At 35.4% G+C, this 12910-nt stretch carries 13 protein-coding genes; 6 read left to right on the forward strand and 7 right to left on the reverse strand.

Features of this window, described 5'->3' with window-relative positions; translation table 11 throughout:
• Window positions 1–16: 16 nt before the first annotated feature.
• A complete protein-coding gene (locus AC2IOM_RS02465) occupies window positions 17–511 on the forward strand; it encodes a DUF2919 family protein (RefSeq protein ID WP_486359021.1) in 495 nt (164 codons plus the stop codon).
• Here AC2IOM_RS02465 and AC2IOM_RS02470 read toward each other — a convergent pair.
• On the reverse strand, window positions 508–1197 hold the full coding sequence (locus tag AC2IOM_RS02470) for an LbetaH domain-containing protein (RefSeq protein ID WP_486359022.1): 690 nt from the start codon (window positions 1195–1197) through the stop codon (window positions 508–510). The two genes, AC2IOM_RS02465 and AC2IOM_RS02470, sit on opposite strands and share 4 nt — an antisense overlap.
• A 66-nt stretch (window positions 1198–1263) precedes the next feature.
• Here AC2IOM_RS02470 and AC2IOM_RS02475 point away from each other — a divergent pair, with 66 nt between their 5' ends.
• From AC2IOM_RS02475 to AC2IOM_RS02495, 5 genes are read left to right on the forward strand one after another with little or no spacing between them, the layout of a single operon-like run.
• Window positions 1264–2343, forward strand: coding sequence for a DegT/DnrJ/EryC1/StrS family aminotransferase (locus tag AC2IOM_RS02475; protein WP_486359023.1), 1080 nt, complete (start codon window positions 1264–1266; stop codon window positions 2341–2343).
• Window positions 2343–3008, forward strand: a complete 666-nt coding sequence (locus tag AC2IOM_RS02480; protein WP_486359024.1) for an LbetaH domain-containing protein — start codon at window positions 2343–2345, stop codon at window positions 3006–3008. The genes AC2IOM_RS02475 and AC2IOM_RS02480 overlap by 1 nt, the downstream gene beginning before the upstream one ends.
• 1 nt (window position 3009) lies before the next feature.
• Window positions 3010–4539: a class I adenylate-forming enzyme family protein gene (locus tag AC2IOM_RS02485; protein ID WP_486359025.1), complete on the forward strand. Its 1530-nt coding sequence runs from the start codon at window positions 3010–3012 to the stop codon at window positions 4537–4539.
• A 1-nt stretch (window position 4540) separates the two neighbouring features.
• Complete coding sequence (locus AC2IOM_RS02490; RefSeq protein ID WP_486359026.1) at window positions 4541–5683, forward strand: Gfo/Idh/MocA family protein; 1143 nt, start codon at window positions 4541–4543, stop codon at window positions 5681–5683.
• Window positions 5673–5909: an acyl carrier protein gene (locus AC2IOM_RS02495; protein WP_486359027.1), complete on the forward strand. Its 237-nt coding sequence runs from the start codon at window positions 5673–5675 to the stop codon at window positions 5907–5909. The genes AC2IOM_RS02490 and AC2IOM_RS02495 overlap by 11 nt, the downstream gene beginning before the upstream one ends.
• Here AC2IOM_RS02495 and AC2IOM_RS02500 read toward each other — a convergent pair whose 3' ends face one another.
• From AC2IOM_RS02500 to AC2IOM_RS02525, 6 genes are read right to left on the reverse strand one after another with little or no spacing between them, the layout of a single operon-like run.
• Entirely contained in the window at window positions 5910–7001 is a 1092-nt protein-coding gene (locus AC2IOM_RS02500; RefSeq protein WP_486359028.1) for an FkbM family methyltransferase, read from the reverse strand.
• 3 nt (window positions 7002–7004) lie between these two features.
• Window positions 7005–8834 (reverse strand): hypothetical protein, encoded by a 1830-nt coding sequence (locus tag AC2IOM_RS02505; RefSeq protein WP_486359029.1) that lies wholly within the window; start codon window positions 8832–8834, stop codon window positions 7005–7007.
• Between the two features lie 9 nt (window positions 8835–8843).
• Window positions 8844–9923, reverse strand: a complete 1080-nt coding sequence (gene rfbB / locus AC2IOM_RS02510; RefSeq protein ID WP_486359030.1) for a dTDP-glucose 4,6-dehydratase — start codon at window positions 9921–9923, stop codon at window positions 8844–8846.
• A complete protein-coding gene (gene rfbA / locus AC2IOM_RS02515) occupies window positions 9916–10794 on the reverse strand; it encodes a glucose-1-phosphate thymidylyltransferase RfbA (RefSeq protein ID WP_486359031.1) in 879 nt (292 codons plus the stop codon). The genes rfbB and rfbA overlap by 8 nt, the downstream gene beginning before the upstream one ends.
• Window positions 10795–10799: 5 nt before the next feature.
• A complete protein-coding gene (locus AC2IOM_RS02520; protein WP_486359032.1) occupies window positions 10800–11354 on the reverse strand; it encodes a hypothetical protein in 555 nt (184 codons plus the stop codon).
• Between the two features lie 54 nt (window positions 11355–11408).
• Window positions 11409–12815 carry a hypothetical protein gene (locus AC2IOM_RS02525; RefSeq protein ID WP_486359033.1) on the reverse strand — a complete coding sequence of 469 codons (1407 nt, stop codon included), beginning with the start codon at window positions 12813–12815 and terminating at the stop codon, window positions 11409–11411.
• Between the last annotated feature and the right edge of the window lie 95 nt (window positions 12816–12910).

Genomic DNA, 12910 nt, shown 5'->3' on the forward strand with positions numbered 1-12910 from the left:
TTTGAATAATCGATTTATGAACAAAGAAGAATTAAAAAAGCTCCCACTGACAGCATTTAACGAAACAAGTTGGTTAAAACCTTCGCTAATAATATTTGCCAATCTTATATTTATGGCGAAAGGGCTTCTGCTGTTTATTGCATCAATTGCCTCTAGAGATGGTGGTGCTAAGGTTTTAAATTTAATATACCCAGAACAATCTCAGCTATATATTGCCATAGCATTGTCAGTTATTCCTTTGGTGACTTTGGTAATGCTTACTATTGGCGAAGTTGAAGACTACTTAAAAATAAAAAAAGCTCTTTTTATTGCATGCTCAATGCAACTTGCTGCTGAGCTTTCATTTTTAGTTTCACAGATTCTTAACATGAAGCACTTTTTGAATTCATCACAGTTAAAAGTTTTTATTTTGCAAGCAGTTTTAATAATTTTAGTATTATTATCAAAAAGAAGCATGGCCTACTTTGAGCAACTATCAAAAGAAAAGGCGCTATTAAAAGAAGATAGCTAGCTATCTTCTTTTAATAGCTCATCAAGCATTTCAATACTTTTACCTATATCTTCATTCAAATCAGTATACATAAACTCTTTGTTGCTTTTAAGCCAACTAAGAGGTTTGTCATACCACTTTAATTTTTCTAATCTTTCAATAATACTTACTGGGAACCTATGTTTTATTAATTTTGCCGAGTTACCAACATACACACCATAAGGCTCTAATTTTTTCCTAGGGGGTATAACTGCTCTAGCGCCAACAACGCAGCCATTACCAATAGTTACACCACCCATCACAAAAACCTGATCCCCAAACCAGATATCATTACCAAGTATGGTATCTCCTAGGATTTCTACTGGTTGACTTTCTAAACCTGGAATAGTGCCCAAAACAGCTAAAGAAGGTGTGTTTGTGTTATGCATTCCATTTAATACAAACCTACACTCACTGCCACAAGCAAAATAATTACCTAACACAATTTTTTGAATGTTATTGTCAAACTTGATTTTTGAGCCGAAGCCTATACCGGATTGAATCCCAATATGTATATTTCCATACTCAGGGCTCACTCCCTGCCAGTTAATAAACGCATCTTTAGGAAATGAGCTTTTTCTCCCATCTTTATAATTTATATGATAAAAACCAGCACTCTCCGTTATATTTTCATGTAATTCTTTGTGAATAATAGTTAAATTCGGCATTTTTATAGTCACAATACGGTAAAAAGAAATATAATACCTTATCCTCTACGCTAAAAGAAAATACACATGAACAAAAAAATTTTAGTAACAGAGCCTTATTTACCAAATAAACAAACTTTTAATCAGTGTCTTGAAAGTATTTATCAGAATAAGTGGCTTACTAACAATGGCCCTCTTTATCAAGAGTTCTCTTCGGAGCTAAAGAAACTATTTAAGAGTGAACATTTACTCTTAGTTAGTAATGGTACCCTTGCTCTACAAGTTGCCTATAAACTTAAAAACCTTACAAACAAAAAAGTAATAACAACCCCTTTTACATTTGCAGCAACAACGACAGCTCTCGCTTGGGAAAATATTGAATTTGAGTTTTGTGATATAGACAAACACACTTGGAACCTTTGCCCAAACAAAACTGAAGACAGATTAAAACAAGGCTCTATTGATGCGATTGTTCCTGTCAATATTTTTGGCATGCCTTGTGATATGGAAGCGTTTGATTTCTTATCAAGAAAATATGGCGTACCTATTATTTACGATTCTGCCCATGCTCCTTTTTCAACCTATAAAGAACGCTCTATCTTTGAATTTGGAGATATTCACTGTGTAAGTTTACATGCGACAAAACTGCTTCATAGTGTTGAAGGGGGGGTTATCACCTTTAAATATAAAGAAGATTTTGAGAGAGCAAAAAAGCTTATCAATTTTGGACAAGACGAAAATGGTGTTGTTGAAGAGCCGGGTATTAACGCGAAACTTTCAGAGTTTCACGCCGCAATGGGGTTATGTGTTAGCAAAGATATAGAAGAACTAATCAATATTAGAAAGAAATTAATAGCACTATATAAGCAAAACTTAGAAGACTTTTTCTTATTTCAACACGCAAGCTACGACAGCACTATTACACCCATGTATTTTCCAATAAAGTGTGAATCTAAGAAGCAACTTTTAAATATCAAGTCTAAATTAGCAGCTAATAATATTTATGCCCGTCACTATTTTGACCCTAGCAATTTAAAATTTTTGTCATCACTTACAATTCCATCAACATGTAATACAATAGCATCATCGGTATTGTGCTTACCTCTAAGCTCACAATTATCAAACGTTCAAGTAAATACTATCTGTAAAATAATAAAAGAAAGCTAATGGAAAACTTAATTATTTATGGTAATTCTAGTATGGCTAGAACTTACTACTCGTATTTGAAAAAACACTATAATATTTTAGGTTTTGCAATCGAAAATAATTTATTTACTCAAGATCAGCTTCTTTACGGTAAACCTATCTATGAATTTGAAACACTTCATTCAGTTATCAACCTACCATTCAAAATGATTATTGCTGTGGGTTATAATGAAATGAACGATATTCGAACTCGAATTTTCAATACAGCCATCGAACTTGGTTATCAGTTAACCTCATTTATTCATCCTTCAATTGAGATACATGAAAATCTATCCCTTGGTTTAAATACTGTCATTTTTGAAAATACATCCATCCATTGTGATACCCAGATCGGCAATAATGTTTTTATTTCATCTGGCGTAAACATTGGACATGATTGTAAAATTGGCGATAACTCATGGCTCAATTCAGGTGTAACGTTAGCTGGTTCAGTTACCCTATCTGAAAATACCTTCATGGGTATTAACTCATGCGTAGCACACAACATTCAAGTAATGCCATACAGTTACATCGGTGCTAATACCCTAGTAAACAAAAACACCCTCCCTCACAGCGTAACAATTTCCAAAGCTGGAGAAGTGTTTCCATTTAAAAGCAAAAAATTTCTAAAAATAAGTGAGTTATAATATGTCTCGCCTTATTCATCAAATACAGCAAGCCTATTTAGGGCAAGAAAACAAAATAGCAATCATTATTGATGACAAGCGCTATAGTTACGCTGAGTTAAATGAGCGTGCAGAACAAGTTAAATACTACCTAACGACTGAGCTTAAAATACAAAGTGATGACTTTATTGGTATCGTTTTACCAAATAATTTGGAGTTTGTGTTACTAACCCTTGTCGCTGCAGATATGAACTTAACATTAGTTCCATTAATGACAAATACACCTGTGAACACCTTGAGTAACACTCTTAAAAGCTTACCTATAAAGCATGTCATTACTGAGCCATTCACGAAAAGTTTCAATAATTACCCAGACCACTTAAACAACATTTCGATCTCTAGCATTAACAGCTGTGAGCTAACACAGAAGAGAACTGCTCTAGGGGATGATTTTTCTGATTCTCATAACAAAGCCCTAATTCTTACAATGACATCTGGCTCAACGGGCAATCCTAAACCTATAGTATTAACACAAGGTGTAAAAATTGAACGAGCCAAAGCAGCAGTCAAGCTCTACAATGTGAGAGCGTCAGACATTACATTAATCGCTACCCCCCTCTACCACTCATTAGCTGAACGGCTTTTATTTGTCTCTTTATTAAGTGGTGGTACAGCTGTAATTATGAGTAAGTTTGATATTGCAAAGTGGGTGGAACGAATCTCGACTCTACGAGTGACATTTACAATTGCCGTGTCGTCGCAGCTAAAACAAATTATAAATTATCAGCGTAACTATGATGCTGACTTTTCAACATTACGATGTTTAGTGTCATCTTCTGCTTTGCTTGACACACACACAAAGCTTCAATTGATAGAACTATTATCCTGTGAGTTTCATGAGTGCTATGGAACTTCTGAAATAGCAATTGCAACTAATGTGAAGTTTTCACCTGAAAAAAATTTACCAACTGTTGGTACCGCAATTGAGGGGGTTGATGTGAAAATTTTAGCTCCGAATGGCGGTTTTGCCAATGAGAATAGCAAGGGTGAAATTATATGTAAAACCCCGATGATGTTTAGAGGCTACTTTAATTTACCAGAGAAGACGAGTGAAGCATTTCATGATGGTTATTTTAAAACGGGAGATCTAGGTTACTTAGACGAAAAGGGAAATCTATTCTATTTGGGTAGGAGCAAGGATGTCATAATAACGGGTGGTATAAATGTCTACCCAAATGACATTGATGCACTACTAAATGAGCTAAATGAAATAACTGAATGCTATGCATTTCCAATGCAAGATGAACGACTAGGAGAGGTCGTTGCAGTAGCAATAAAGCCAAAGCTTAAAGATATTAACTTAAAAAAAATCAGTCGATATTGCATGAAAAACTTATCTGATGCACAACAACCTAGGCATTATGTTATATTTGATGAGTTTCCCAAAACTGCTCTGGGTAAAATAGAAAGATATAAGTTAGAAGAACTTGCTAATAAGATAATAGAACAAGACCCTAGCAAGCATACATCATTTAATTATCAGGTAAATTAGAATGGACTATTCCGAACCATTAAAAATTGCATTCATCGGTGGAGGTCTCAACTCAGCTGTAGGTTATGCACACTATTGCGCGTCTCACCTTGATGGCAACTTTGAATTAGTTGCTGGAGCTTTTAGTCAACAAGAAGAGATTAACAAGAAAACTGCAAAAAAGTACGGTGTAAAGCCCCAGAAAACATATGATTGTTGGCAAAACTTAATTACAAGTGAGAAAGATCATATTGACGCTATTGTAATTCTTACACCCACGCCTTTACATGAAAAAATGGTAATTTATGCCATTGAAAATGGCATACCTGTGATATGTGAAAAAGCGCTTACAACCTCTCTAGATTCCTTTAAAAATATCGAAAATGCTGTAAAAAAGAACAATGGCTACCTAGCTGTAACCTATAACTACTCAGGTTACCCAATGGTTAGAGAGTTAAAGAACCGCATTGAGAAAGGTGAATTAGGTAAGATTCACCATATTCAGATTGAAATGCCACAAGAAGGCTTTTCTCGCTTACTTGATAATGGCTCTAAGCCATGTCCGCAGAAGTGGCGACTTGAAGACGGGGAAATCCCCACTATTCACCTTGACCTTACCGTTCACTTGCAACATCTAGTTTACTATCTAACAGGGAAAAAACCTTTAAATGTAAGTGCTGAGCACAACTCCTTTGGTTGGTTTGAAGGAATAATTGACGATGCCTCAGCTACGGCTGAGTATCAGGATAATTTAAAATGCAGATACTGGGTAAGTAAGTCATCTTTAGGCCATAAGAATGGTTTAAAGATAAGCTTATATGGTGATAAAGGTTCCGCATTTTGGTATCAAGCAGACTCAGAATATTTGAAGTTAAGCTACGTCGACGGAAAACAAGAAATCATTGAGCGAGGTGGGATTTGTACTGTAGGGAATGAACCTACATACAATCGTTTTAAGCCTGGTCATCCTTCTGGTTTTATTGAAGCTTTTGCAAACATTTATACTGACTTCGCTGCATCTATTGTTAATTTCAAACAAGGCACTAAGGACCATGTAAGTAAAGAATATGGCTTAGAGCCAACGAAGCAAAGCTTTCTAATGCTTGATTCAATGGTTAAATCAGCAAAATCGAAATACTACGAGCAAATTTCTTATGACGAATAATGACGTACTAACCAAAATAAAAGCGATAGCAAATAAACTATCACCATGTGAACTAACCGAAAATTACATAGAAAGTGGCATTTTTGACTCCATGACTACCATGCGGTTTGTAATGGAACTAGAGGATGAGTTTGAAATCGATTTTGATGAAGCCGAACTGGGAAGTAGCGACTTTAAAACCCTGCAAGGATTAATAAGCATAATTGAAAAAAAGCTGACTAAATAGTCAGCTTTTAGGCTTAAAATACATCACTGTTTCTGTCCAACTTTCTGTGTAATGGCGTAGAAACAACTCGTAATCATCTCGCAAGCTGAGTATATAGTTACTTAATTCCAGAAAATCTTCTGGAGAATGATAAACAGCAATTGCAAGCTTTGGGTGATCTTCAACAATGTGTCTTCTAGCACCTTTTAGGGCGTTAAGCTCCCAACCTTCAAGGTCCATTTTAATCAATGTAATACGCTCTTTGACTTCCTTATCTATTGGTACGACGTTAATGCGAATATCACCATTATGATTAACTGTAGTAGAAGAACCATCACCTGAGAAGCACAACACCTCTTCTTTATCCGATACACCTTTTTCAATAAATTCGATGTTTTTATAAGATGACAATGCCTTCTTAGCTAAAGCTATATTTTGAGAGTTAGGCTCAAATAAATAAACTTTATGGTAGTCCGGATAACGTGCGCAAAACTCTTCTGACGTATCACCAATATAACCACCTGCATCAATAAACACTTCTTCTTTATAGTTCATAAAAGATTCAAAATATTGTTCTTTAGGCCTATAGTCATAATCAGCTAGTATAAGTGGATCACCTGTGATTCTATATTTTAAAATATCAAGTAAAACCCTCTGTGAATCACTATCTGTTAACTTATCATATAAAGAAGTCCACTCTGTTGCTCTAGTAAAAATACACTCTCTTGAATTTGCAACAAACTCAGGTAAAGGGATTTCATTATACACTCTGCAAATTTCAGAATAATTGATAAAGTTGTCAATTCCGGCTTCTTTTAAGCGCATCATAGCTGTACGCGGTTTTGTATTTAAAACACAGTTAATAACCACATAATCATTTTTATTTCTGAGCACTTGTTCAAGCGATACTATCGGTATACCACCATGCTCAGAATCAGGAGTAAAGTCATCAATATAACCTTTAATTGGTAGTACGTTTATTAAATTTGCAGATTGCTCATTTATACCAAAAAGATAAATATCCAACGCTTTAAATTTTTCAAAGCTGAACGGTAAAGTACTAGGTGCGTTATTCCATTCTTCTAAAAAGAGATTTAAATTATCTATTAACATTGTTTAGCATTCCAATAAACGTTCAAAGGCGTCAACCATTCTAAGGTCACCTTTAGTGCTTTCTAATGAGCTAAAGCTATGAGGGTCAATCATTTTAAGCTCAGAAGACATAGATTCAATAGCCTGTCGACTATTACTTAACTCGATCGCTTTATTTGTTAACTCTTCAACTGAACTACACAGCCCACCAAGATACCCTAAACCACTCCAAATTTGATAGTCAGTTGCACCAGAAATATCAGAGTCGTCTAAAATAAATAGCTTAGGCATATTTAGCAGCAGTAAATCGATATTACTGTTAGCGCCACCAAACGGGATTGTTGGAATCGCAAAGTCACACTGTGAAATAATTCCCATATACTCACTATAAGGAGCATAATTATGAACAACACTATTTGGAATTAAACGTCTAATCATGGATGTCATTGCGAAATATTCTAAGTCTTGCTTTGACGTTGCCATAAACATATGGAATTTAACTTTTTTCTGACTTTGTTCAGTTATCTTCTGACAAACATCAACTAAATCACTTGTAATTTTTTGCACAACACCATTAATAAGAATATTACACACAGAGTCGTCATATTCTTTATTAACTTTTTCAAATTCACGGATGTGCATTTTGGTGACACCTTCTGGCATTTCAAGCACTTCTTCAGAAAGCACTAAATTCCAATGCTCTGCAGTTCTTCCTAAATTATCCATAAAAAAGTAGTCTACGTTTTCAATATAACTACTCGATGGGTGACCACCGCACATAATTTGTTTTGGCGCCAAACGCTGTGTAGCCAATAAAGGCACCCAAGTCGACATACCTATTGAAGGGTATAAAACAATTTGAGGGTTATGAGCAATTATCTCTGGTAAATACGACTCAAACTCATACGGCTTATCGAATTTAATAACCTTATCAAAATCAAGCTCTGAGGTTTCAGTCAATTGCTTTTCTTCAGAAACACCAATTACAAAAAATCTATTTTTCAATTGAGATATCATAGCATGCCAGCAGCGATACATAGCATGTTGTGGTCTATAAACCTCATTGAAAACTACTATGACTGGTTTTCCATCAATAACCCCATCTCCACTTAAAGTACTAATCTGCTTTTTCAAGTCATCCGATAAAAAATTAGCCATGGATTTTTCGAGTGTTTTTGCAGCCCATTTTTTATAATTGTACTTATCTTCACCTGTAAAATTACTCACATGAAAATAAGCTCCCATCATTGACTCTAGAGACTGGGGCGATGATACTGTTAGAGGAGGCAACTTTTTAGCCATTGCACTCAACTTATTTAACGTACTAAGCACCTTTTGACTTAACAAAACAGTAGTACAACTCATTACTCCTAAGTACGTTTGTGCAGCTTCAGTAGGTAAGTGTTTTATCAACAATTCCCAAGGCATTTCAATATTAGAGCTTGGAATATAAAGTACCATCAGTCTTAAAATATCTTGCTTGGTGTGTTGTGTCTTTTTATCCAAGCCTAAATTTCGAATGATATGATCTGTATTTTGATAAGAACTTGCAGCAAATGTAAAATTTATTAAGCGCTTATTTTGCAAAAAATATGTAAGCATTTTACTAGAATAGACATACTTTTCATCTGAAAGTAACTGCGTTAATAATACTGCCAAACGCTCAACTAATTGGTATGACTCTAAATCAAGCTGTTCTTTGTTAAGCTCCCGTCCTGCCGGCGCTTGGTTAAAATTCAATTTATACAACATTTGCCCATTAAAAAGCTCTATTAATAACTTTTCTGCTGCGTCATATCTTTTTAAGTTTATTAAATAGTCTAATTCTGACAATGAAATAGGAGTTTGAGACATTTTATTTCCTTATTGATGGTAAAGCGGTAGCCACCAATTATTATTATTTAAATACCAATTAACTGTTGTTTCCAAAGCATTTGAAAAGTTGAAATGAGGACAATACCCGAGCTCATCCATTGCCTTTGATGCATCAATGGCATAGCGCACATCATGACCAGGTCTATCTTGAACAAATGTTATTAATTGCTCACTTTGTCCACTTATAGCACTTAGAGCATTTGGGTATTGTTCTTCTAAAGCTGTGTTATTGGCAAACATTTGGTTCATCATTTCACACAAGCGGTGTATTAAGTCAATATTTTTCAACTCATTGTTACCACCAATATTATATGTTTCCCCAACGATTCCTTTTTGCAAAATCAACTCTATGCCTAAACAGTGGTCATCAACAAATAACCAATCTCTTATTTGCTGGCCATTACCATAAATTGGTATTGGTTTATCATGTAAAATATTAAGTATCGCTAACGGTATCAGTTTTTCTGGAAAATGTAATGGACCGTAGTTATTTGAACAATTAGACGTAGTAACATTCAAACCATAGGTGTGGTGGTAAGCTCTTACAAGATGATCTGATGCAGCTTTAGACGCGGAGTAAGGTGAATTAGGCTGATACTGATTTGACTCTTTAAATGGCACATCATTACTTTCTAAACTGCCATAGACTTCATCTGTTGAGATATGGTGAAAACGATGGTTATCTTTAAACTTTGGATGCGTTAACCAAAACTGTTTTGCACATTCTAATAATTCAAATGTACCAACAATATTTGTAAAAATAAAAGGAGTAGCACCAGAAATCGAGCGATCTACATGTGATTCGGCAGCGAAGTTTACAATACAGTTTATTTCATGTTTTGCAAGTATTTCACTTACTAATTCTCGATCTGCAATATCCCCTTGGTAAAAAGAAAAACGTTTATTTGATTTAAACTTGGACAGACTACTTAAATTACCAGCATAGGTTAATAGGTCTAAAACAATAACGTTACCTTGATTATTCTTGAGCCAATAGTCGACAAAGTTAGAACCTATAAAACCAGCTCCCCCTGTCACCAATATGTTTTTTATTATTAACTTAGGCATTTGTCTCTTTTAAAATATTTAATAAGTATGCGCCATAGCCACTTTTTATCAATGGTTCCGCTATTTTTTTTAACTGTTCAGCATCGATCCAACCGTTTCTAAAAGCCTGTTCTTCAGGGCAATTTATTTTTAAACCTTGCCGATTATCAATAGTTTCTATGAATTGACTCGCGGCAAGTAAATCTGCATGAGTACCTGTATCCAACCATGCGATACCACGCCCCATAATTTCAACATTTAATTCTTGTTTAGTTAAATACTGTTTTAGCACATCTACAATTTCTAATTCGCCACGCTTACTCAAGCCGACCTTTTTTGCAAAACCAACAGCTTGTGAATCAAAAAAATAAATTCCTGGTATAGCATAATGGGATTTTGGCTGTTGCGGTTTTTCAACAATAGATTTAACCACTCCAGATTTATCAAACTCTACAACACCATAATTTTCAGGATGTGCAACATGGTAACCAAAAATAGTACAACCCGATGCTCTATTTGCTGCTTTTAATAAATTAGTCGGTAGAGTTTGACCATAAAACAGGTTATCACCCAGGATCATTGCAAAATTATCATTTTGAATATAATTCTCTGCAATAATAAGAGCATGAGCCAGCCCTTTAGGTTTGTGTTGAACCTGATACGATAAATTTATCCCTAATTGACTTCCGTCATTGAGCAACATCTTGAATGAGGGTAAGTCCTGCTCAGTTGAAATTATTAATATATCTTTAATTCCTGCCTGCATTAAGGTAGCAAGCGGGTAGTAAATCATTGGTTTATCATAAACTGGCATTAATTGTTTACTGAGCACAGCTGTAAGTGGATACAGCCGGCTACCAGTTCCCCCAGCTAAAATAATCCCTTTCATCAAAAAACCTAATTATTTTGTATTTTGAGTGAATTAATGGTGAATTCAAACTCTTTTAAGTTTAAAACTGAAGTACTTTGTAATCCAGCTACGGTAGTTATATATATTGTATTTAATTGTTTATCAAACAGATATAAGTTTAGATATTCAAAAGGTTGTGAATCTTGGTTTAGCGCCTTAATTTTATAAAAGTGGAATGGCAGTTTACCTTGGTAAGAGAAATTGGTTGCTTCTAACTTTTCTACGCTAAAATCTTTAAATCCCTTTTGCTTCAATTGAGAGAGAGAGCTTTGTACATAGCGTGCAACTTCCTCTGCATTTCCAGTGTAATCAGCACCATTTAAAGTTTGACAATTAACGCTATAAACAACTGTCTTACCTTTAATAACAGCTCTAGCTTTATACTGTTTTGTAAATAAACTAATCGATTCTGACAACGCGTGAGTATTGCGTGTTACTCTGGGGGAATTTTTAAACTCAGCACCAACACCACACAGTTCTTTAGCTGAAGTATAAAAACTTAAAAATAGAATAGGGATAAATATTAAAAATTTGTATTTCATTATTTCCTGCAAAAAAAAACCCGGTATAAACCGGGCTTTAATGTAATATAACTATTACTTACCGTCAACTTTGTACTGAGAGTTAGAAACTTCAGAACGACCAGTTGAGCTTTGTACTGTAGCGTTAGCTGCAACGTCATCAGCATCAGCATCGATGTTGAATGTTACGCTTAACTTACGGCTATCAGTAATTGAGAATAAAGCAGCAAGGTCAGCAGCTTTAACACGGTTAACAGTGTTAGCAGCAAGGTCTGAACCTAGGTCTAATGGACCATACTCAACACCTTTATCATCGATTGCAGAAACGATAACATCAGCAGTAGTGTTAGCTTCGTTAGCGATATGTACTTGTGATACAACACCTGAGAAGTTCACAGGGAAGTAAGGAACATTGATAACTACTGCATCTAGAGCCCACTGACCAGCATCATCAGTGATAACTTTAAAGTTATCTGTACCATCTGTGAAAGTTGCAGTTGCAATAATTTCACCAGTTACTGGAATAACAGTTGTGTTATCAGAATCAAATGTAACAGTACCACTTTCAACAGTACCGTCTACTGCGAAGTCGCCATCAGCTAAAGTGAAGTTAACAGCATCTTCGTCAGTGTTAACTGTAGCAGTTGGAGTTACAGCACCTGCGTTGTGGTTAACAGTGAAGTTAGCACCGTCTAAATCTTCGAAATTACCAGCAAACTTAATTTCAGCATCAGCATCTACAATAGCTGCTGGTAGAGATTCGTTAGAAGAAATTTTGTAAGTTAGAGTATCAGCGTTTGCATCACCAGTGTCATTGTCTTTTACGAAAGACACTTGCTCAACACGCTCGACAATACCATCCCACTCTGTAGAAACAGTGAAAGAGTACTGAGATACTAATTCAGAGATTGCAACACAACCAGTTTCGATTACGTCGCCTTTTTCACCCGAATTGTTTTCGAAAGAAGTGTAACAAACTTCTTCAGCACCAGTGATGCCAATGTCATTAACAGCATCTAAGCCAGCAACTGTTAAACGGAATGCTGAGTTAGCAACTAATGGGTTACCTAGGTTTACTTTAAAAGAAAGAACATCTTTCTTTTCCGAAGTATCTAGTTCAGCGTTATCAAATGTGAAAGAACCCGTACCGTAATCAAACGTCATGCTACCGTTAGCATCAGCAAGGTTAACATTACCTTCACCGTTAGTTACGTCGTTATCGATTGCTGAATCTTGAATAGCTACGTTTGACCAGTCAACACCTTCACTGAACTCTAGTTCAATAAAAGAAGATGCTGGAGTAAGCGCGCCTACTACAAAGTCAAGAACAAGGCTATTTGTAGTATTACCTACTGCACCAGAATTACCAGCAGCAACACCTTCTTCAGATAGTTTAATTTTAGCACTTGAAACGTCTACTGCGTGAGCAGAAAACGCACCAAGAACAGCTGAAGCTACTAGCGCTTTTTTGAATAGTTTCATTTTTTCCATTCTCCTAGTTTCATGAAACTGATGCACTGATTGGAGTTTCAATGCACCAAGATTTTATTATTTCGACAGGAGTAGTGTCGAATCAT

The organism is Pseudoalteromonas sp. NS-SX12 (genome assembly GCF_057367955.1).